This window comes from Pasteurellaceae bacterium RH1A (genome assembly GCA_012221805.1).
GTDB lineage: Bacteria > Pseudomonadota > Gammaproteobacteria > Enterobacterales > Pasteurellaceae > RH1A.
In genome coordinates this window covers 496,421-518,604 of sequence record CP015195.1, presented here as the reverse complement: position 1 = coordinate 518,604, position 22,184 = coordinate 496,421, and the positions used below count along the sequence as shown (strand labels likewise).

The window sequence follows — 22,184 nt, the reverse complement described above, 5'->3', positions numbered from 1 at the left end:
CCCAAAGGAGATCTTATGAAAAAACAAATCTTTGCCCTTGCTGCCTTGAGCAGCCTGCTTGCTGCACCAGCAATGGCCCAAACAGAGATGCCTAAACAAATCGAGGTCAAAGTTCAACAGCTTGACCCGGCCAATGGCAATAAGGATGTGGGAACCGTGGTGATTACTGAATCAGCCTATGGTTTGGTCTTCACCCCAAACCTACACAGCCTGGCTCATGGTATGCACGGCTTCCATATTCATGAAAACCCAAGCTGTGAGCCGAAAGAAAAAGACGGTAAGTTAGTTGCAGGCCTAGGTGCAGGCGGCCACTGGGATCCAACCAAGGCAGGCAAACACGGCTTCCCGTGGTCTGATGAAGCCCACTTAGGCGATTTGCCAGCCCTGGTCGTTGATCATGATGGCAAGGCTGAATACCCTGTGCTGGCACCTCGCTTGAAAAAATTAGAAGATGTCAAAGGCCGTTCTTTGATGATCCACGCAGGTGGCGACAACCACTCTGACCACCCAGCCCCATTAGGCGGTGGCGGCCCTCGTATGGCTTGTGGTGTAATTAATTAAGATTGAATTGAGTAAAAAAGTCTGGTTGAGTAAACAAATAGCCCCTGCTGGAGGGGCTATTTTTTTGCGAAAAAATGCGGATTTTTGACCGCTTGTTAGGCCTTAGGCTCACCAATTGGCAGAACAGTACGGCCGAAGCTGTCGTTGATGATATCTGCCGCAGCCAAGTAGAAGGCTAAAAGGGCAGTTAATAAACCAAAGTTACCGCCGATATGGGTAATAGAATGGTTACCTGTGAAATCACCGATGGCTAATAAGTAGAAGGTGATGGTTAGGCTTAAGAAAATGGCCTGTAGGGCACGGGCCTTGGCCAGGGTGCCGATAAACATCATAAGGGTAAAGGTACCCCAAACCACGAGATACCAGCCGATAAATTCTGGCGAAACCTTGTCAGCAAAGAAAACTTTGAAGAGGGCGAAAGACCACCAGAAGGCACCGTAGCTGGTGAAAGCCGTAAAGCCAAAGGTGTTGCCCTTAGAAAATTCAAACATACCGGCGATCATTTGTGCCGTACCGCCAAAGGCAAAGCCCATGGCCAACACCAGGCCGACATTGTCACCACTAAAGGTGCCGTTATTGATAAGGCTTAAAAGCCAGGTGGTTAAAGCAAAACCGCACAGGCCAAGCGGGGCTGGGTTGGCGGTTAAAGATGTAGAATGAGACATTGTAGTCAAACCTCAAATTAACGTGTTTTTAGTTCAGTCCAGTATTTTTCATAGATTTCGGTGGCATCGCCCACGTCCTCCTGCAAAATACCTTTTTCAAGTTCTTCTAAAGGTGGAAAAATCAAGGGGTCGCTGGCCAATTCAGGGCTTAAAATTGCTTTTACCCCCTCGTTTGGCATGGAGAAGCCCATGGTTTCGATCACCTCTTTGGCCGATTCAGGACGCAGCAAGAAATCAATAAATTTATGTGCTGCTTCCTTATTGGCCGCATTTTTAGGAATCACGTAGTTATCCATCCAAATAATGGCACCTTCTTTGGGGAAGATGAAATCAATGTCTGGATTCTCGCTCTTCGCACGGTGGGCCGAGCCAGTCCATTGCATGCCAACAGCCACCTCGCCCTGCAAATAAGGCATTTCTGGTGAGTCGGAATTAAAGACCAGCACATTCGGCTTAAGGGTTAATAAACGCTCGTAGGCGGCCTTGATTTCCTCTGGATTCTGTGTGTTGGGCGATTTGCCGTCCAACAAGAGAGCCATATGGAAGACCTCACGAGAGTCATTCATCAGCAAGACCTTGCCTTTGAATTCGCTTTTCCACAAGTCGCCCCAGCTGGTGAGGCTGGCTGGGTCGATTTCGCTCTTGTTTATGCCCAAACCTGTTAGGCCATAAACATAGGGCAGGGAATACTTGTTTTCTGGGTCAAAAGGTTTGCCCATCAATTCTGTTGAAACATTTTTTAGGTTGCTGAGCTTAGCCTTATCTAACTCGGCCAGCATGCCCTCTTTGGCCATCTTGCCTACATAGTAGCTGGAGGGGAAAACAATATCGTAACCCGCCCCATTGGCCAGTTTGAGCTTGGAGTACATTTCCTCATTGCTTTCAAAGGTCGAGTAAATGACCTGAATACCAGTTTCCTTGGTAAATTGTTCTAACAAGGAGGAAGGCACATATTCTGTCCAGTTATAGACATAGAGTTTTTCTGCGGCCGCTGCCATCACCGCGGAACAAGCGGTGGCGACTACCGCCATTTTTGCAAAAAGTTTGCCGAATTTGGTCAATTTCTTATTCCTCATTAAAGGGTCAAATAAAAAATCCCCCACTTTCAAGCGGGCGTGCAAGTATAGCGATCTTGAGGGATTTTGGCTATTAAAATCTCAGGTTTTGAAGGGAGTTTAAGGGGAAATAAAGCATTGAGTTTTTAATAAAATTCGCTAGACTAGGTTTCAAATAAGCCTTGCTTCATAAGGAACACCATGACACAAAAACACATTCATATTTTAGGCATTTGCGGCACCTTTATGGGAGGCGTGGCCATTCTTGCCCGTGAGATGGGCTATAAGGTTACGGGCTCAGACACCAATGTTTACCCGCCTATGAGCACCTTTTTAGAGAAATCTGGCATTGAGATTATCCCCAACTACGATGTGGCCCAACTGCAACCAGCCCCCGATTTGGTGGTGATTGGTAATGCCATGAGCCGGGGCAACCCTTGTGTAGAGTATGTGCTCAACAACCAGCTGCCCTACACCTCAGGCCCCCAATGGTTGCACGATCACTTGCTTAAGGATCGCTGGGTCTTGGCCGTTTCCGGCACCCATGGCAAAACCACCACGACTGGCATGTTGGCCTGGATTTTAGACCAAAACGGTCTGGATACTGGCTTCCTGATTGGGGGGGTGGCCGGTAATTTTGGGGTTTCCGCTCGTCTCGGTTCCAGCCCTTTCTTTGCTATTGAGGCAGATGAATACGACTCAGCCTTCTTTGACAAGCGGTCAAAATTTGTCCATTATTCACCAAAAACCCTGATTATCAACAATATTGATTTCGACCATGCCGATATTTTTGACGATCTCAAGGCCATTCAACGCCAGTTCCACCACCTCATTCGCACCATTCCACAAAATGGCTGCATTTTATCAGCAGAATCTGACCAGAACGTGCAAGATACCCTCAAGTTAGGCACCTATAGCGACCTACAATTTATCGGCCAGGATAAGGAATGGTATGCCCAGCCACTGTCGGCAGATTGCAGCCATTTTGCCGTTTTCCACCAGCAGGAAAAGGCCGGCGAAGTGCGTTGGAACCTGGTCGGTGCCCATAATATGCACAATGCCCTTATGGCCATTGCGGCTGCCCACCATGCGAGCGTGGAGGTTGCAGGTGCTTGTGAGGCTTTAGGATCCTTTATTAACGCCAACCGCCGTTTGGAGGTGAAAGGTGAAGTGAAGGGCATTACGGTTTACGATGATTTTGCCCACCATCCAACCGCCATTTTGGCCACAATTGACGCACTTCGGGGCAAGGTTGGCCCAGATAGCCGCATTTTAGCCGTACTTGAGCCTCGCTCTAATACTATGAAGATGGGCGTACATAAGGACGAAATTGCCCCGTCCTTGGCTGATGCCGATCAGGTCTTTGTTTACCAGCCTGATACCATTCCTTGGCAGGTCAGCCAGATTACCAACAGCCTCAGCCAGCCAGCCTACTGGTCGGCCAATTTAGAGGAGCTGGTGGAAAAAGTGGCAGAAGCCGCCCAGGCAGGCGATCATATTTTGGTTATGAGTAACGGGGCCTTTGGGGGAATCCACCAAAAACTCCTCAACAAACTGGAGGAAAAAGCATGAAAAGAACCCTCACGGCGGCTGCTCTAAGCAGCCTAACTTTAGCGGCCTGTTCCAACCAAGAAAACTCAGCGCCTATAGTCGGCATGGCCAATCCTGCTTCTGTCTTTTGCCAGCAGCAGGGCGGCAAATCGGAAGTCAAAAAAGATGCCCAAGGCAATGAATACGCCCTCTGCCACCTGCCAGATGGCCGTGTAGTAGAAGAATGGGAGTTTTTCCACCAACATAACAAATAATAGCCTAAGGAAGGTTTGCCCCTAAGATAGCGCCAGCCTCCAGGCTGGTGCTGCTTTTTAGCCTTAGATTTCTAAATAAACTAAGGCACCAGCGAGGGCGCTGGCGCCATCAGAGAAAACTATGCAAAACATCACCCTAAATATTGCTGGCATGCACTGCCAGGCCTGTGCCAGCCGGATTGAGAAGGTACTAAATAAAAAGCCCTTTGTGGAAACAGCCAGTGTCAATTTTGCTACGGAACAGGCTCAGATTAGCTTTAATTCTGAGCAGGCCTCTAGCCAGCAACTGATTGAAATCATTGAAAAAACTGGCTTCTCGGCCAGCCTGCTCCAAGAGCAAGCGGTTCAAAAACCTGAAAAAGCTGCAAATTGGCGGCTGATCCTGCTTTTGACCATCAATATTCCCTTCCTCATTGGCATGTTAGGAATGCTCTTCAACTCCCATGCCCTTATGCTCCCGCCCCTCTGGCAGTTTGGCCTGGCCAGCCTGGTTCAGCTTTGGTTGGCCCTGCCTTTTTATCGCAGTGCTATCGCCAGCATCAAGGGCGGCCTGGCCAATATGGACGTCTTGGTCAGTTCCGGCACGCTGATTATCTACCTCTATTCCACCGCCATGCTCTTCCTCCATGGGGAACAGGCCCTGCACCATATCTATTTTGAGGCCTCGGTGATGGTGATTGGCTTTGTCAGCCTGGGCAAGTTTTTGGAGGCCCGCACCAAGCGTCAGAGCCTTAACAGTATCGGCCTCCTGCTGGAACTGACCCCACAGAAGGTGAGCAAACAAGTCGGCGAAACCTGGCAGGAAGTGGCCTTGAATGAGGTTAAAATCGGTGATGTACTGCGGGCCAATACGGGGGAGCGGATCTGTGCCGATGGGCTGGTCTTAAGCGGTTCAGGCTGGACAGATGAGAGCCATTTAACTGGCGAATCCCGGCCTGAAAACAAGCTGGCTGGCAGCCGGGTCTTGGCCGGTTCCCTGGTGAGCGATGGCTCCCTTACCTATCAAGCCCAGGGCCTGGGCAGCCAAACCCTCTTGGGCGACCTGACCCAGGCCTTGGCCCAGGCCCAAGGTTCCAAGGCCCCCATTGCCCGCTTTGCCGACAAGGTGGCAGGGGTCTTTGTGCCGGTGGTGATGAGCCTTTCCTTCCTGACCTTTATTTTGACCTGGTGGCTGGCAGCCGACCCTGTCCAGGCCCTGGTGCATAGCGTGGCCGTGCTGGTGATTGCCTGCCCCTGTGCCTTAGGATTAGCCACGCCCGCTTCCATTATGGTGGGCATGGGCCGGGCCAGCCGGGCTGGGATCTGGTTTAAGGATGCTGCTGCCCTAGAGCGTTCCGCCCAGGTTGATACGGTGATTTTAGACAAGACCGGCACCTTGACCGAGGGCAAGCCCCAAGTGGCAGCCAGCCTGGTGCTTTCTAAACTTTATGATGAAAACCAGCTCCTACAAATCACTGCCAGCCTGGAACAACACGCTAATCATCCCTTAGCCCAGGCCTTAGTGGCGGAAGCCCTTGCAAAAAATCTGCCCTTATTGACCGCTTGCGGGGTGGAAAGCCAGGCCGGCCAGGGGCTTGAAGGGGACATTCCAGATCTGGGCCGAGTTAAGGTTGGCCAAGCGGCCTATTGTGGGTTGGTCTTGCCGGATAAGCTGGATCCTGCCTGGCAGCTAGGCTCGATTGTTGCAGTTGCAGTGAACGATGAGCCAATCGGTGCCTTTGCTCTGGTCGATAGCCTCAAGCCCGATAGCCTCAAGGCCGTCCAAGCCCTGCAAAAGATGGGAATTGAGGTGCAGGTATTCAGTGGTGATCAGCAAAGTGTTGTCGATTTCATCGCCCAGGATTTAGGGATCAAACAGGCCTACTGCAAGCTTAGCCCCCGGGACAAGGCCGAGAAAATCGCCCAGCTCCAGGCCAGTGGCAGGGTTGTCGCCATGGTGGGCGATGGGATTAACGATGCCCCGGCCCTGGCTCAAGCAGATGTCAGCTTTGCCATGAAAAACGGGGCCCATGTGGCCGAACAGACCGCCTCCGCCACCCTCATGCAGGCCTCGGTCAGCCAACTGGTAACAGGGCTCAATCTGGCTCGAGCAACACTAACCAACATCAAGCAAAACCTCTTTTTTGCCCTGATTTATAATGTGATCGGCATTCCTCTGGCAGCCTTTGGCCTACTTAGCCCTGTGATTGCAGGGGCAGCCATGGCCTTAAGTTCGGTGTCAGTTTTGGCCAATGCCTTGCGTCTAAAGAAAGGTAGGAGCAGTTTTTCTTAGTAAAACCAGGCTCTTACAGTATAATGGCCCCACTTTTAACGCCAATAAGGAAGAAGACAATGACAAAATTCGCCATGGTTTTCCCAGGTCAGGGTTCGCAAGCGGTTGGTATGTTGGCCGATCTTGCAAGTGCCTATCCTGTGGTGGAAGCCACCTTTAAAGAAGCCTCAGAAGCTTTAGGTTATGATCTTTGGGATCTGGTTCAAAACGGCACAGCCGAAGATCTAGGCCAGACCCAACGCACCCAGCCTGCTCTTTTAACCGCCTCCGTTGCCATCTACCGGGTTTGGCAGGAAAAGCACCCTGAACTCAAACCAAGCGTGATGGCCGGCCACAGCCTGGGTGAATACTCTGCCCTGGTGTGTGCAGGCGTGATGGGCTTTAAGGATGCGGTTAAGCTAGTCGAACTGCGTGGCCAGCTTATGCAAGAAGCCGTGCCAGCAGGCACTGGGGCCATGTATGCCATTATCGGCCTAGACAATGAGGCCATTATCAAGGCCTGCGAACAGGCCCAAAGTGAAGCGGCTGAGGGAGAAATTGTTTCAGCCGTGAACTTCAACTCACCTGGCCAGGTGGTGATTGCTGGCTCCAAAGCGGCCGTGGAACGTGCAGGTGCTTTATGTAAAGAAGCGGGTGCTAAACGTGCCCTGCCTTTGCCTGTCAGCGTGCCATCCCACTGTGCTCTCATGAAACCTGCGGCCGATAAGTTGGCCGAAGCCTTGGTGAAAGTCGAATTTTTCGCTCCACAAGTGCCGGTTATTAATAACGTGGATGTGGAAGTGGAAACTGATGCAGCCCGTATTCGTTTGGCTCTGGTTCGCCAGCTCTACAGCCCAGTACGCTGGACAGAAACAGTCGAGAAAATGGCCCAAGAGGGCGTAAGCCAGCTTTATGAAATCGGACCGAATAAGGTTTTAACGGGCTTGGCTAGCCGTATTGTGAAAGAGGTGAAGGCACAGGCTGTGAATGATGTGGCCAGCCTTGGGGCTGTTCTTGCTTAATCATAACCCTCTGGTTTGATGGCGCAAGCGTCCTCGCTTGTGCCATATTTCAATAACTCATCAGCACCAGCGAGGACGCTGGCGCTATCAAATTTAGATTTTAGGAGACAATCATGACCAAAAAAATCGCATTAGTTACTGGCGCCAGCCGTGGAATTGGCCGCGCCATTGCAGAAGAATTAGTCGCCCGTGGCAATTTTGTTATCGGCACAGCCACCTCTGAAAAAGGGGCAGAAGCTATTTCTGCCTATCTAGGTGAGAATGGCAAGGGCCTGGTTCTCAACGTTACTGAAGCCGAATCCATTGACTCAGTTTTAGCCCAAATCAAGGCCGACTTTGGCGATGTGGACATCCTAGTAAACAACGCTGGCATCACCCGTGATGGCCTGCTCATGCGGATGAAGGACAGCGACTGGTTCGACATTATCCAAACCAACCTGACCTCTGTTTACCGCCTCTCTAAAGCCGTCCTGCGCCCTATGATGAAAAAAGGTGGCCGCATTATTACCATCGGTTCTGTGGTCGGTTCTTCAGGCAATCCAGGCCAGACCAACTACTGTGCTGCCAAAGCTGGCTTAATTGGCTTTTCTAAATCTCTAGCCAAGGAAGTCGCTTCCCGTGGCATTACCGTAAACGTGGTCGCCCCAGGCTTTATCGCAACAGATATGACCGATGAGCTGACCGACACCCAAAAAGAGGCTATCTTAAGCCAGATCCCAGCCGGCCAATTAGGCTCTCCGCAAGACATTGCCAAGGCGGTTGCCTTCTTGGCTTCTGACGATGCGGGCTACATTAACGGCGAAACCCTGCACGTTAATGGCGGCCTCTACATGAACTAGGCCCAGCCCTTCCTCCCCCTCATTTTTGGGGGAGTTCCCTTTAAGGAGACACCCATGAAAAAATCCCTGCTCACCCTGCTGATTGCCTCAAGCCTGGCCCTCTCGGCCTGTGATGACAAGGCAGTTCAAGCCCAAAATACACAACTAAGCCAAGAAATCAGCCAAAAAGACCAAACCATCACCAAATTAAACAGTGAGCTGACTGCCCTGAAAAGTGAGGTGGAAAAGCTCAAGGCTGAACTCAAGGCCAATCAACTGGCGGCAGCCGACAACCTTTCTGCCATTTTTGTAAAGGAGCAGATCCTTTTTGAAAAGAGCGTCGTGGGCCTCTTGGAGGATAAGGAACAACTGGCCGAATTAGAGAAGGAAATTACGGATAAAAACAGCGATGACTGGAAATGGCAAACCCAGACCCCGATTGAATACCAGGTTTCCAGCCTCACAACGGGGATTGACTGGCTGGATAAGCTCTTAATCGATCAGGTTTTTGACTATTTTTCTGTGGCAGGATCAGAGGGCAACCCTGAGGTCAAGATCCAAAATAAGCAGCAACTCACCAGCCTCTTAGACAAATGGGTGGCCAATGCCGTGGAAGAGGCTAAGGCCTTTCGCTCCATCGGCCAAACCTTCGATTTGGATCTGAACTTCCTCCACCAAAAAGAGAACATGGCCACCTTTACTCTCTTCAGCCACACTTATGCAGGCGGTGCCCACGGGGTTTATTCGACCAACTACATCGTGGTGGATCTCAAGAATAAGAAGAAAATCAGCCTAGATGATTTGTTTACCAAGGACAATCAGGCCAAGCTGAAGGAACGTTTATGGGAAAGTTATGAAGCTCGCAGCCGCGATGACAATGGGCAAATGCATAATACCTGGGTTGAAAAAGCCGAGTTCCGTGTGCCTGATAACTTCTATTTTAGCGATACAGGCATTCACTTTGTCTATTCAGTCTATGAGCTAGGCTCCTTTGCCGAAGGGGAAATTGAATTAGACTTTATGTGGCAAGAGCTTAACCCGCTCCTCAACAAGGCCTATCAAAAAGAACTAAAAGAAAGCAAATTCCGTTAGCTCTAATAGAGCCTAGGATAGCGCCAGCCTCCTGGCTGGTGCTGATCCTGCGATAGATCAGGCACCAGCCAGGAGGCTGGCACCATTAATATGAAGATAGATGATTTTTCCTGAACAGCTTAAAACCCATCTAAACCATCAATCCAAGCTCCTTCTTGCCCTCAGTGGCGGGCTGGACTCGGTGGTGCTTTTTCATCTCTTGCTGGGCCTCAAACGCCCCTTTCGGGCCATTCACGTCCATCATGGCCTTAGCCCCCATGCCGATGATTGGGCCGATTTTTGCCGGGAACTTTGCCAAACCCATCAAATTCCCTTTCTACTAAAAAAGGTGCAGTTAAGCTCCTCAGCTAATCTTGAAGCCCAGGCCAGAGAGGCCCGCTATCAGGCCGTTCGAGAGGTTATTTGGCCTGATGAAAGCCTGGTCACCGCCCATCACCAAGACGACCAGGCCGAAACCTTTTTCTTGGCCCTTAAGCGGGGCAGTGGCCTTAAGGGCTTATCTGCCATGGCTGAACAGAGCCAAAGCCACGGTTTCCCGCTTATTCGCCCGCTCTTAAATGTGAGTAAGACGGAGCTTTTGGCCTATGCTCAAGCCCATAATCTCAACTGGATCAGCGATGAAAGCAACCAGTCTGATCGCTTTGATCGCAACTTCCTGCGTAACCAGATCCTGCCCCAACTGACCCAACGCTGGCCCCATTTTAGCCAAATGGTAGCCCGTTCCGCCCAGCTCTGCCGCCAAGATCAGGCCCTGCTGGAAGAGTTGCTGGCTGAGGAACTCAACAAGCGGTTGGATTTAAGCGGAAATTTGCAAATTGAGGGCTTTGGCCATTTTTCCCCGGCCAAGCAGCAAGCCCTGCTTCGTCTCTGGCTGGCCCAGCAGGGGCAGGCCATGCCCTCACAAGTCCAGTTGGAGCAGATAATCAAAGATGTCCTTTTTGCCCAGGCCGATAAAAACCCGCAATTTAAGTTAGGCGACAAGCTAATCCGCCGCTATCAGGCCTGCCTTTACTTAACTGCTCCCCTTGAGGCCATTGAGCCTTTTTCGGCTGACTTGAAAGACGATGAATGGCTGGAATTACCTGCTAACTTAGGGAAGATCAAGCGGTCAAAAAATCAGATTTTTTGCAAAAAATCGCCTGATACTCCCCGCTTGATCTTGCCTCAGGCTCTCAGCCACCAGCCCCTTTCCCTTAAACTGGGTTGGTCTGGCAAGGTTCAGGTCTATGGCAAAACTCAGCGGGAAGATCTTAAAAAGATCTTCCAATCCCACAGCCTACCCGTTTGGCTGCGGGATCGTACTCCGCTGATTTTTTGTGGGGAGGACTTTGTGGGCTTAATCAGCCTTTAGGCAAAATTTTTTCAAGAAATTTTCAAAATCGTTAGCTAGTTCACAAAAAAAGAAATCAATTTAGAGTAGAATGTTTCCGTTTAACCCTTGATTACACTTATTTAGAAGGACTGTTGTATGAGCGAACAATTACGCAAAGCCGCCTTGGATTTCCATGAATTTCCCATCCCGGGCAAGATTGAAGTGACCCCAACCAAATCGCTTGCCACCCAACGAGACCTGGCCCTGGCCTACTCTCCAGGTGTGGCTGAACCCTGCCTAGAAATTGCCAAAGATCCACAAAACTCCTACAAATATACCGCCCGTGGCAACCTGGTTGCGGTCATTTCCAATGGTTCTGCCGTCTTAGGCTTGGGCAACATCGGTGCCCTCGCCGGCAAGCCGGTTATGGAAGGAAAGGGCGTGCTCTTCAAAAAATTTGCGGGCATTAACGTCTTCGACATTGAAATTGATGAGCGTGATCCAGATAAATTAGTTGAGATTATCGCCGCCCTTGAACCAACCTTTGGCGGGGTAAACTTGGAAGACATCAAGGCTCCAGAGTGCTTCTATATTGAGCAAAAACTGCGTGAACGCATGAAGATTCCTGTCTTCCACGACGATCAACACGGCACAGCCATTATCAGTGCAGCAGCGGTTATCAACGCCCTACGCATTATGAACAAGAAAATTGAAGATGTGCGTTTAGTGGCCTCGGGTGCTGGGGCGGCTTCCATTGCCTGTCTTAACCTCTTAGTTTCTTTAGGTATGAAGCGGGAAAATATCGTGGTTTGCGACTCTAAGGGTGTGATCTACAAAGACCGTGACGACAAGATGGATCAGACCAAAAAAGACTATGCCATTGTCGATAAGGGCTGGCGGACCCTGGGCGATGCCATTCCGAATGCTGACATCTTCTTAGGCTGTTCTTCTGCTGGTGTGCTGACCCAAGAGATGGTTAAATCCATGGCGGCTCACCCACTTATTTTGGCCTTAGCCAACCCAAATCCTGAAATCACGCCACCAGAAGCCAAGGCGGTTCGCCCTGATGCCATTGTTTGTACCGGCCGTTCTGACTACCCGAACCAAGTAAACAACGTGCTTTGCTTCCCATTCATCTTCCGGGGTGCCTTGGATGTAGGCGCAACCACCATTAACGAAGAAATGAAGCGGGCGGCGGTTTATGCCATTGCGGATCTAGCCCTGGCTGAACAAAGCGATGTGGTGACCTCTGCCTACGGCGGCGAGGGGGCAACCTTCGGGCCTGATTATGTGATTCCACGCCCGTTCGACCCACGTCTTATCGTGCGTATTGCCCCAGCCGTGGCCAAGGCAGCTATGGAGTCTGGTGTGGCAACCCGTCCGATTGAGGACTGGGAGGCCTACAACGAGCAACTGACCCAGTTCGTTTACAAAACCAACCTCTTTATGCGTCCGATCTTCAACCAGGCCAAGGCCAACAAGCAACGCATTGTCTTGGCTGAAGGCGAAGAGGACAAGGTGCTGCACGCCACCCAAGAAATTGTGTCTATGAACCTGGCCTACCCGATCTTAATTGGCCGCCCAAATATCATTGAGGCCAAGATCAAGAAATTAGGCCTACGCCTAGAAGTGGGCAAGGACTTCGACCTTATCGACAACGAACACAACCCATACTACGAGCAGTGCTGGAAGCGTTATTATGAAATCATGAAACGCCGCGGCATTACCGAGGCCATTGCCAAACGGGTGCTGGTGTCTAACACTACCGCCATTGCCTCTGTCTTGGTGGAATTAGGCCTGGCCGATGGCTTGGTTTGCGGCCTCTTTGGCACCTACAGCAAGCACTTGGCGCCAATTAAGGAAGTCTTGGGTCTCAAACCAGGTATTAAGACCCCGGCGGCTCTCAATAGCCTAGTGCTGCCAACGGGTAACGTCTTTATGACCGACACCTATGTTAATCCAGATCCAAGTGCTGAAGAACTGGCCGAAATCACCCTAATGGCCGCCAGCGAAATCCGCCGCTTCGGTATGGAGCCTGCGGTTGCCCTGGTTTCCCATTCCAACTTCGGGGCTTCTGATGCCTTGGGTGCGCCGAAAATGCGTGAAACCTTGGCCTTGGTTAATGAACGTGATCCTGCCCTTATGATTGACGGCGAAATGCACGGCGACCTGGCCCTTAACGAAGCCCGCCGCCTAGATGTGATGCCAGACAGCCCGCTCAAGGGTTCAGCCAACCTCCTTGTGATGCCAAACTTAGAGTCTGCCCGTATCAGCTACAACCTCCTACGTGCGACCACCACAGCCATCACCGTTGGCCCAATCCTGATGGGGATTAACAAGTCGGCCCACATTCTCAACCCAGTCTCATCGGTACGCCGTATCATCAATATGGTGGCCTATGCAGCGGTTAAGGCACAAGAAGAGAATAAATAAGAGAACATTTACCTCGCCGTAGTTCAACGGATAGAACGTATGCCTCCTAAGCGTAAGATACAGGTTCGATTCCTGTCGGTGAGGCCAGCATAAGAAAAGATCGGGTTTAGGCCCGATCTTTTTTGTCTGTATAACAAAGAACCTATCCACATTTTTTCCCCAAGATCCTCTGAAAATCCTTAGAAATCTGCCTTAAATTCGGGTATCATAAAAGCCTTTTTTGACTTGTCTATTTTGGAGCAACCTGTGTCTTCCCTTTGGTCTGATTGTTTAAATCATCTACAAACAAAAGTGTCGTCAGCAGACTACAATACCTGGCTGCGCCCTCTTCAGGCCGCTTTTGCCAATGGGGAATTGACCCTTTATGCTCAAAACCAATTTGTCGCCAACTGGGTGCAGGATAAGTTCTTGGCGGAAATTGTCGGCCTTGCTCGCTTTTTAGGCAAGGATGATGGTTTGAAGGTTATGGTGCGGGTGGGCAGCAAGCCTGAAGATAAGCCAGCGGAAGCCCAGGATCCGCAACAAGCGGGCCAAAAAGTAGAAAAATTTGCAAGCCAGATCCGCAACACCCTCAACCCTGCCTGGAACTTTGATAATTTCGTGCAGGGCAAATCCAACCAGCTGGCCAAGGTGGTTGCCCAGCAAATCGCTGAAAATCCAGGCGATAGCCACTGCAACCCCTTTTCCCTCTATGGCAGCACAGGCCTGGGCAAAACCCACCTTTTGCACGCCATCGGCAATGCCATTGTGAGCAAAAACCCCAAGGCACGGGTGGTCTATAAGACCTCGGAAAACCTGGTGCAGGAGATGGTCAAGGCGCTTAAAAATAATACCATCGATCATTTCAAGAAATTCTACCGTTCGCTAGATGTGCTGATGGTGGATGATATTCAATTTTTCTCCAATAAGGTGGCCTCCCAAGAAGAGTTTTTCCACACCTTTAACGCCCTCTTTGAAAAGGGTAAGCAGGTCATTGTGGCCTCGGATCGTTTCCCCAAAGATATAGATAATATTGAAGATCGGATCAAATCCCGCTTAACCTGGGGGATCAACGCTGGCATTGAGCCGCCTGAGTTAGAAACTCGGGTTAAGATCCTGATCAAAAAGGCTGAAGAACGGGGTGAGGCCCTTAATGAGGATGTGGCCTTCTTCCTGGGGCAAAAATTACGCACCAATGTGCGGGAGCTTGAAGGGGCGCTGAACCGCTTGGTGGCCTTTCGCAAATTTACTGGCCGAGAAATTACCATTGATATGGCCCGAGAGTCGCTTAAGGACTTGCTAGACTCCTACGACAAGCTCATTACCATTGAGAATATTCAAAATGTGGTGGCCGAGTTCTACCATATTAAGCCTGCGGATCTTAAATCCAAAACCCGTACCCGCTCCATTGCCCGTCCTCGCCAAATGGCCATGGCTCTGGCCAAGGAGCTGACCAGCCACAGCCTGCCAGAAATCGGCCGTGAATTTGGCGGGCGGGATCACACCACGGTCATGCACGCCTGCAAGGCCATCAACAAATTACGGGACAGCGACAGCGCCACCCAAGAAGATTACGTCTTATTAACCCGAAAACTATCGTCCTAAGGAAGCCCTATGCAATTTACTATTAGCCGTGAGCAGTTGCTCAAACCCCTCCAACAGGTGTGTGGCGTATTAAGTAGCCGCCCGACCTTGCCGGTTATCAGCAATATCTTGGTGGAAGTGCAAAACGATCGTGTTTTCCTCACAGGAACAGACTTGGAAGTGGAACTGACCACCCAGGCAGAATTGGTACAAGCGGTTGATTTTTCAGGAAAATTTACAATACCTGCCAAGAAGTTCTTAGATATTTGTAAGAGCCTGCCAGACGACAGCCTGATTTCGGTTCAATTTGAGCAGGACAAGGCTCTCATCAAGGCCTCCCGCAGTAAATTTACCCTAGCCACCCTGCCGGCCGAGGACTATCCAAATTTGATGGACTGGTCGCCTGAAGTGGATTTCAATCTGGATCAAGCCACCCTGGCCCGCCTGATTGACGCCACCCAGTTCTCCATGGCCAACCAGGATGCCCGCTACTTCCTCAACGGGATGAAGTTTGAAACCGAGGGTAACCTACTCCGCACTGTGGCTACCGATGGTCACCGTTTAGCGGTCTGCACCATGGCACTTAGCCAGGAACTGCCAAGCCATTCAGTCATTGTGCCCCGCAAGGCCGTGCTGGAACTGGCCCGCCTCTTGGGCAATGGCGATGAAGGTGTGCGTTTAGAAATCGGCACCAGCAACCTGCGGGTCTCTATGAACGGGATTGTCTTTACCTCCAAACTCATTGACGGCCGCTTCCCAGACTACCGCCGTGTTTTACCTCGCAATGCCGATCGCATTGTTGAGGCCGAAGCCGAAGTCCTCAAACGGGCCTTGGTGCGGGCGGCCATTCTTTCCAATGAACGCTTCCGTGGGGTGCGTTTGGCCTTAAGCCAAAACCAACTTAAGATCACCGCCAACAACCCAGAGCAGGAAGAGGCTGAGGAAATCGTGGATGTGGCCTACCAAAACATTGATATGGAAGTGGGCTTTAACGTTAGCTACCTGCTGGATGTGCTCAACACCCTACGTTGTGAGCGGGTTCGTATCAGTCTGGTGGATGCCTCCTCCAGTTGTCTGATTGAGGACTGCGACAATTCCACCGCAGAATATGTGATTATGCCAATGCGTTTATAATCGGTCTTTTTCCAATGGTGGGCGATTGCCCACCCTGATTTCCTATGTCCCTTTCCCGCCTGATCATACAAAACTTCCGCAACCTGACTGATGTCGATTTGGATCTCAGCCCCAAGTTTAACTTTTTGGTAGGCGACAACGGCAGTGGCAAGACCAGCCTGCTGGAAGCCATCTTCTACCTGGGCCACGGCCGTTCCTTCAAAAGCCATATCAGCAATCGGATTATTCATTACGACAAGGACGATTTTGTCCTGCACGGTAAGATTGACGAGGGCCAGCATAGCTGGTCGGTGGGCATTCAGAAGAAACGCCAGGGTGATACGGTGTTGAAAATCAATGGGGAAGATGGTAATAAAATTGCCGACCTGGCCCAACTTCTGCCTATGCAGGTGATTACCCCTGAAGGCCTAACCCTGCTCAACGGCGGGCCGACCTACCGCCGGGCCTTTTTAGACTGGGGCCTCTTCCACCAGCACAAGGAATTTTTCCTCCACTGGGCCAACCTCAAACGCCTGCTCAAGCAGCGTAATGCGGCGCTTAATCAAGTTAGAACCTATGCCGGACTCAAACCCTGGGATCTGGAACTGGCCCGCCTGGCCCAAGTGGTCAGTGATCTCAGATCAGCCTATGCTGAGGATCTACGGCCTGAAATCGAAAAAACCTGCCGCTTCTTTCTGCCAGAATTAGAAATTGGGGTCAGCTTCCATCAAGGCTGGGAAAAAGGGGCAGATTATGCCGAGATTTTAGCCCAGGGCTTTGAGCGAGATCGAGCCATGGGCTACACCATGATTGGCCCGCAAAAGGCCGACTTCCGCTTCAAGGCCCAGGGCCTGCCAGTCGAAGATGTCCTCTCCCGAGGCCAGCTTAAACTGCTCATGTGCGCCCTAAGGCTGGCTCAGGGCGAATACCTCATGCAGGAAAAGCAACGCCAGTGCCTCTTTCTGGTGGACGACTTTGCCTCTGAACTCGACCCAACCAAGCGGGAGCTTTTGGCCCACCGCCTACGCCAAAGTGGCTCCCAGGTTTTTGTCACCGCCATCACCCCGAGCAACTTAACCAAATGCAGTGGTTGCAGGGGGGCGAAGAGGACAAGATGTTCAAAGTAGATCAAGGGCAAATTAAGTGCTTGGAAGATAGCAAGCGGTAAAACTTTTCCCTATTTTTGCAAGTGAAAACTTTTCCTAGCAAGCAGGCCTGAGAATGGGTAAACTGCGCCCCGATTGATTGATAACAAAGGAAAAATATGAAGTTAATTTCGTGGAATATTGATTCCCTCAACGCGGCTCTAACCAGCGATTCCGACCGCGCTCTGCTTTCCCGTCAGGTGCTGCAAACCTTGGTCGCAGAAGATGCCGACATTATCGCCATTCAAGAAACCAAGCTGGCCAGCACTGGGCCGACCAAGAAGCACCTTGAGATCTTAGAGGAGCTTTTCCCTGATCATCTCAACACCTGGCGTTCTTCCGTTGAGCCGGCTCGCAAGGGCTATGCCGGCACCATGTTCCTCTATAAAAAATACTTGAACCCTATCATCACCTACCCTGAAATTGGGGCGCCATCCACCATGGACAGCGAGGGGCGGATGATTACCTTGGAGTTTGAACACTATTTCGTGACCCAAGTTTACACCCCTAATGCGGGCGATGAGCTTAAACGCCTGGCTGACCGCCAACTTTGGGATATTCAATATGCTAACTATTTGGCGGAACTGGATAAGATCAAGCCTGTTTTGGCCACAGGCGACTACAACGTTGCCCACAAGGAAATCGACCTGGCCAACCCTGCCAGCAACCGTTTTTCACCAGGTTTTACCGATGAGGAACGAGAAGGCTTTACCAATCTCTTGGCCAAGGGTTTTACCGATACCTTCCGCCATATTCACGGCGATATTCCCGATCAGTATAGCTGGTGGGCACAGCGTAGCCGCACCAGTAAGATCAAAAACACGGGCTGGAGAATTGACTACTGGCTAACCAGCAACCGAGTTGCCCATCAGGTTAAGCGGTCAGAAATGATTAGCTCAGGCCCTCGTCAGGATCATACACCGATTTTGTTGGAGTTTGATTGGTAGAAATTTACAACAAGCGGGTCTAAAATAGATCTTTTTTGCAAATTTTTAAGGGGAAATAACCGCTTGTTATTTCCCTTTTTCTTTTTGAGGTGCCTGACAACCACACCTAGGCGGTACCGGGTCTTCCCCACCTTCGCTTAGTGGATTACAGCGTAAAATACGCTTAAGCGCCAAATAAGAGCCTTTAAAAGCCCCATGGATCTGGATAGCTTGGACAGCGTAGGTTGAGCAAGTGGGATAAAAACGGCAGCGGGGGCCGATTAGGGGGCTGATGAAATAGCGGTAAAAATAAATGGGCAGCAGTACCAGTCTAGCCATTAGGCTGATCTTGGGCTGTTCTCTTGTTTGCTTAGGCGAATGTGGCGTTGCCATAGTTTTTCCAGGGTTTCAAACAGGGTTTTGTTGTCTAATTTGCCAATGCCTGGGCGGGTGAGGAAGACAAAATCGTGGGCAGGCAATTCATGTTGCTTCTGGCGGAAACTTTCACGCACAATGCGTTTGATGCGATTTCTGTCGTGGGCTCTTTTAAGATTTTTCTTGGCCACGGTTAAACCTAAACGAGGGTGGTTGAGTTGATTAGGGCGAGAAAGCAGTGAGAGTTGGGGCGTGCTAGCACGAAGGGGCTGTTCAAAGACAGCTTTAAATTGAACGGGAGCTAACAAACGTAGCTCCCGAGAAAAGTTTTGCTTATTCACTTAATGCAAATTAAGCTGATAAACTTTTACGACCTTTAGCACGACGGCGTGCTAATACTTGACGGCCATTTTTTGTTGCCATACGAGCACGGAAGCCGTGTGTACGAGCACGTTTTAATACAGAAGGTTGAAATGTACGTTTCATCGTTATTACCTAAAAATATTGCTTGGTTTCAAGAACCAAATAAGAGCCATAAAAAGAGGACGCAATTCTAACAGCTTGTAAATCAAAAGGCAAGCCAAAAGCAAAGAAATTACTCTGCTTCTCTTAAAATGACCCAGCCGCTGTCTAGCCAGTCGCACAGCACGTCTAAGAGGAGTTCCAACTCATCTTGGCTGGCAGCCTTGGAGGCCAGCTTGTTCCAAGAAATGGCATCGCCATTGGCAATGCGAACCAGAAGATTGGCCTCGGCCTCGTTGAGTTCATCAATCCATTGGCCATTGACATAAACCTTCAGAGGGTTTTCGGTGTAGAGGATCTTCACATTGGCATCTTGTTGTACCCAACCGCCTTCTTCTAAGATCTCTTGGACTTCATCAGGATAATTTTCGCCCTCAACTTCCAGTTGTTCATAACGGCGGGTGCTGGCCGCTGTTGCCACACTGTGGGTGAAAAGCGGGTCAAATTGGTCGGAATGTTGCAAAAGTTCAATCAGTCGTGCCTTGAAGCTGGCCACCATAGCAGGGTCTAACAGGGCGTTAGGTTGCTCGCTTGGTGAGAGGCGGAAAGGCAGGTGAAAGTGGCTGGTTTCAAACACTTCGCCTTGGTGCTCAAGGGTCTTGCAAAGATTTTCCAAGAGATCGGCCGCATTGGGGAAGCGTAGGCCGAAAGAGAAGGTCAAGCAATCATCTTGGGCTACGCCGTAATGAGAAAGGCGGGATGGCACATAAAGCACATCGCCTGGGGCTAAGATTTCATCAAAAATGATCTCGCCCATATCATCAAAAATGCGAATTGGCTGATTAGGCTTAAATTCCGTGCTGGCATCGCACCACTTGCCCAGCTGCCAGCGGCGGTGGCCATAGCCCTGAACTAAGAAGACATCATATTCATCATAGTGGCGGCCAACCGAGCCGCCTTCTGGGGCGAAGGAGACCATAATGTCGTCCCGCTGCCATTGGGGAATGTAGTTAAAGGCCTGCCACAGCTCGCCCAATTCAGGCGACCATTGCTCCAAGTTCTGCACCAAAACCGACCACTGTTCAGGCAGGTTTTCAAAATCTTCTGCCGCCAAGGGACTACGTTTCAACGCCCATTTCTCGCCCTCGGCCGTTTGTTGGGTTTGGATTAAACGGGCGGTTACCTCCTCTTCCTGAGCTAAGTCAATGATGTCTTCAGGGGTGAACTGGCCGACAATCTGCGGCAGGCCATTGCGAATGAGCAGGGGCTTTTTCTGCCAGTAGTCACGCAGGAATTGTTCAGGCGTGATGTTTTCAGGTAAGCAGAGTGGAATATTCATGGGAGGCTCCTTAGTCTTTGCTTTTAAGCAGGAAATGTTGTTAAATTACCTGAAATTACTTTATCACTCAATGTTTTAGCACATAAATAATGAAAAAACTTTCTGCCCGTGCCCTTTCGGCACAGATTATGCTTGAGGTCTTAGATGGGGGTAAGTCCCTGTCCAGCCTCCTGCCCGAGGCCCAAAACCAGCTGGAAGCCAAGGATCTGCCCCTGCTTCAAGAAATTACCTTTGGGGTCTGCCGTGTCCTTCCCCGCTTGGAAAAGGTGCTGGGGAGGCTCTTAGAAAAGCCGCTTAAGGGCAAGACCCGCCTGGTGCATTGTCTGCTCTTGGTCAGCCTCTATCAGTTGATTTACCTGCGCTCTCCTGACTTTGCGGTGGTGGATGAGGCCGTCAAGGCGACACATAGCCTAAAGGTGGATAAGTTCAAGGCCCTGGTCAATGGGGTGCTGCGCCGTTTCCTGCGGGAAAAAGAGGCTCTACTGGCGGTGGCAGATAAACATTGGCTGACCCTGCACCCAGACTGGTTTGTGAACAAGATTAAGAAGGTTTACCCCAACTGGCGGGAGATTATTGCCGCCAATAACCAAAAGCCGCCTATGTGGATTCGGGTTAATCCCCAGCATAGTTCGGTGGCCGGCTATCAGGCCCTGTTGGGAGAGGGACTTGCAAAAAATCCACAAGATTTGACCGCTTGCCTGCCAGATTGCGCCCTGCTTTTGGAAAAACCCTTGGCCGTCAGCCAACTGCCCCATTTTGCAGAGGGCTGGGCCACGGTGCAGGATGCCCATGCCCAGTGGTCGGCCAAGCTGCTTGAGGCCCAAAATGGCGAGCTGATTTTAGATGCTTGTGCTGCTCCTGGCGGCAAAACCACCCACATTCTGGAAAATGCCCCCCAGGCCCGTGTGATTGCCCTGGATATTGAGGCTAACCGCCTCAAGCGGGTGGAAGAAAACCTGGCTCGTTTGGGCCAGCAGGCACAAGTCATTTGTGGCGATGCCTCAAGGCCTGACCAATGGTTAGAAGAAGGCCTGCTCTTTGACCGCATTTTGCTGGATGCTCCTTGTTCCGCTACGGGCGTGATCCGCCGCCACCCAGATATTAAATGGCTACGCAAGGAAGAAGATATTGCCGAGCTGGCCGCCCTGCAAGCCAAGATCCTCAAGGCTCTCTGGCAAAGGCTCAAGCCAAACGGGGTGCTGCTTTATGCCACTTGCTCCATCTTGCCAGAAGAAAACAGCCAACAAATCGCCCGTTTTTTGGAGGTTGAGCCAACTGCCCGACTGGTTGAGATGGATTTTGGGGGTGAAAAGGTGCTGGAAAAACAATTCTTGCCAAGCGAGCTGGGCGGCGATGGTTTCTTCTATGCAAAATTAGTCAAAACCGTGATCTAGGTCGCAGTTTGAAAAAGTAATTTGTGTTACGGTATGCACTAAAATATGATAGCGCCAGCCTCCACGCTGGTGCCTTATAAATCAAGAGCTTATCCGCACCAGCGTGGACGCTGGCGCGATCCTTTTGTGTTGAATTCAGTTGTGAGGCCCTATGAAACAACCCTTTTTAATTGCTCCTTCCATTCTATCTGCCGACCTTGCCCGCCTGGGCGATGATGTCCAAAAGGTGCTGGAGGCAGGTGCAGATCTGATTCATTTTGATGTGATGGACAACCACTATGTGCCTAATCTGACCTTTGGCCCAGCCATCTGCCAGGCCCTACGGGATTGTGGCATCACCTGCCCCATTGACGTGCATCTTATGGCCAAGCCTGTGGAACGTTTAATCCCTGATTTCGCCAAGGCAGGGGCGGATTACATCACCTTCCACCCAGAGGCGACTGAACATATCGACCGCACCCTCCAGCTTATTCGGGATCAGGGCTGTAAGTCTGGCCTGGTCTTCAACCCAGCCACGCCACTGACCTATTTAGACTATGTGATGGACAAGGTGGATGTGATTTTGCTCATGTCAGTCAATCCTGGCTTTGGCGGCCAGTCCTTTATTCCAAGCACCTTGGACAAGCTCAAAGAAGCCCGCAAGCGGATTGATGCGAGCGGCTATAATATCCGCTTAGAAGTGGACGGCGGGGTCAAGGTCAATAATATTGCCCAGATTGCCCAGGCAGGGGCTGATATGTTTGTGGCAGGCTCGGCCATTTTTGACCAGCCAGATTACAAGGCTGTCATCGACCAAATGCGGCAGGAGCTGGCCAAGATCTAAAAGACAAGGGGTTGAAAATTGGCATATAGG

At 50.8% G+C, this 22,184-nt stretch carries 18 protein-coding genes, 1 tRNA gene and 1 pseudogene; 16 read left to right on the top strand and 4 right to left on the bottom strand.

Annotated elements, in window-relative coordinates; all coding sequences use genetic code 11:
* Nucleotides 1-45 precede the first annotated feature (45 nt).
* On the top strand, nt 46-561 hold the full coding sequence (locus A4G20_02550; GenBank protein QIW16834.1) for a superoxide dismutase: 516 nt from the start codon (nt 46-48) through the stop codon (nt 559-561).
* A gap of 95 nt (nt 562-656) precedes the next feature.
* On the opposite strand, the gene A4G20_02545 is transcribed toward A4G20_02550, so the two are convergent.
* The gene (locus tag A4G20_02545) at nt 657-1,226 is read right to left on the bottom strand and encodes a transcriptional regulator (GenBank protein QIW15292.1); all 570 of its coding nucleotides are present in this window, start codon (nt 1,224-1,226) and stop codon (nt 657-659) included.
* A 17-nt stretch (nt 1,227-1,243) separates the two neighbouring features.
* The gene (locus A4G20_02540; GenBank protein ID QIW16833.1) at nt 1,244-2,302 is read right to left on the bottom strand and encodes a spermidine/putrescine ABC transporter substrate-binding protein; all 1,059 of its coding nucleotides are present in this window, start codon (nt 2,300-2,302) and stop codon (nt 1,244-1,246) included.
* A 180-nt stretch (nt 2,303-2,482) separates the two neighbouring features.
* Here A4G20_02540 and A4G20_02535 point away from each other — a divergent pair, with 180 nt between their 5' ends.
* The 13 genes and pseudogenes from A4G20_02535 to A4G20_02475 all read left to right on the top strand — a co-directional run bounded on the left by A4G20_02535 (nt 2,483) and on the right by A4G20_02475 (nt 17,782).
* Nucleotides 2,483-3,853, top strand: a complete 1,371-nt coding sequence (locus A4G20_02535; protein QIW15291.1) for a UDP-N-acetylmuramate:L-alanyl-gamma-D-glutamyl-meso-diaminopimelate ligase — start codon at nt 2,483-2,485, stop codon at nt 3,851-3,853.
* A complete protein-coding gene (locus A4G20_02530; GenBank protein ID QIW15290.1) occupies nt 3,850-4,086 on the top strand; it encodes a hemolysin in 237 nt (78 codons plus the stop codon). The genes A4G20_02535 and A4G20_02530 overlap by 4 nt, the downstream gene beginning before the upstream one ends.
* A gap of 121 nt (nt 4,087-4,207) precedes the next feature.
* Nucleotides 4,208-6,358 carry a copper-translocating P-type ATPase gene (locus A4G20_02525; GenBank protein QIW15289.1) on the top strand — a complete coding sequence of 717 codons (2,151 nt, stop codon included), beginning with the start codon at nt 4,208-4,210 and terminating at the stop codon, nt 6,356-6,358.
* Nucleotides 6,359-6,417: 59 nt separating this feature from the next.
* The gene (locus A4G20_02520) at nt 6,418-7,359 is read left to right on the top strand and encodes a malonyl CoA-acyl carrier protein transacylase (GenBank protein QIW15288.1); all 942 of its coding nucleotides are present in this window, start codon (nt 6,418-6,420) and stop codon (nt 7,357-7,359) included.
* Between the two features lie 113 nt (nt 7,360-7,472).
* Nucleotides 7,473-8,198, top strand: coding sequence for a 3-oxoacyl-ACP reductase (gene fabG / locus A4G20_02515; protein QIW15287.1), 726 nt, complete (start codon nt 7,473-7,475; stop codon nt 8,196-8,198).
* A gap of 54 nt (nt 8,199-8,252) precedes the next feature.
* Entirely contained in the window at nt 8,253-9,269 is a 1,017-nt protein-coding gene (locus A4G20_02510; GenBank protein QIW15286.1) for a hypothetical protein, read from the top strand.
* Between the two features lie 100 nt (nt 9,270-9,369).
* Nucleotides 9,370-10,620, top strand: a complete 1,251-nt coding sequence (locus tag A4G20_02505) for a tRNA lysidine(34) synthetase TilS (protein ID QIW15285.1) — start codon at nt 9,370-9,372, stop codon at nt 10,618-10,620.
* A 117-nt stretch (nt 10,621-10,737) separates the two neighbouring features.
* Entirely contained in the window at nt 10,738-13,014 is a 2,277-nt protein-coding gene (locus tag A4G20_02500) for a malic enzyme (GenBank protein ID QIW15284.1), read from the top strand.
* Between the two features lie 12 nt (nt 13,015-13,026).
* Nucleotides 13,027-13,101: transfer RNA gene (locus A4G20_02495), tRNA-Arg, on the top strand.
* Nucleotides 13,102-13,260: 159 nt separating this feature from the next.
* Nucleotides 13,261-14,598 carry a chromosomal replication initiation protein DnaA gene (gene dnaA / locus A4G20_02490; protein ID QIW15283.1) on the top strand — a complete coding sequence of 446 codons (1,338 nt, stop codon included), beginning with the start codon at nt 13,261-13,263 and terminating at the stop codon, nt 14,596-14,598.
* A 9-nt stretch (nt 14,599-14,607) separates the two neighbouring features.
* Nucleotides 14,608-15,711 (top strand): DNA polymerase III subunit beta, encoded by a 1,104-nt coding sequence (locus tag A4G20_02485; GenBank protein QIW15282.1) that lies wholly within the window; start codon nt 14,608-14,610, stop codon nt 15,709-15,711.
* A gap of 44 nt (nt 15,712-15,755) precedes the next feature.
* Nucleotides 15,756-16,858, top strand: a pseudogene (locus A4G20_02480) (DNA replication/repair protein RecF).
* 96 nt (nt 16,859-16,954) lie between these two features.
* On the top strand, nt 16,955-17,782 hold the full coding sequence (locus tag A4G20_02475; protein ID QIW15281.1) for an exodeoxyribonuclease: 828 nt from the start codon (nt 16,955-16,957) through the stop codon (nt 17,780-17,782).
* A gap of 317 nt (nt 17,783-18,099) precedes the next feature.
* Here A4G20_02475 and A4G20_02470 read toward each other — a convergent pair whose 3' ends face one another.
* Entirely contained in the window at nt 18,100-18,477 is a 378-nt protein-coding gene (locus A4G20_02470) for a ribonuclease P protein component (GenBank protein ID QIW15280.1), read from the bottom strand.
* Nucleotides 18,478-18,731: 254 nt separating this feature from the next.
* Nucleotides 18,732-19,937, bottom strand: a complete 1,206-nt coding sequence (locus tag A4G20_02465; GenBank protein ID QIW15279.1) for a ribosomal oxygenase — start codon at nt 19,935-19,937, stop codon at nt 18,732-18,734.
* An 89-nt stretch (nt 19,938-20,026) separates the two neighbouring features.
* Here A4G20_02465 and A4G20_02460 point away from each other — a divergent pair, with 89 nt between their 5' ends.
* A complete protein-coding gene (locus A4G20_02460; GenBank protein ID QIW15278.1) occupies nt 20,027-21,331 on the top strand; it encodes a 16S rRNA (cytosine(967)-C(5))-methyltransferase in 1,305 nt (434 codons plus the stop codon).
* A 151-nt stretch (nt 21,332-21,482) separates the two neighbouring features.
* On the top strand, nt 21,483-22,154 hold the full coding sequence (locus tag A4G20_02455; GenBank protein QIW15277.1) for a ribulose-phosphate 3-epimerase: 672 nt from the start codon (nt 21,483-21,485) through the stop codon (nt 22,152-22,154).
* Nucleotides 22,155-22,184 lie beyond the last annotated feature (30 nt).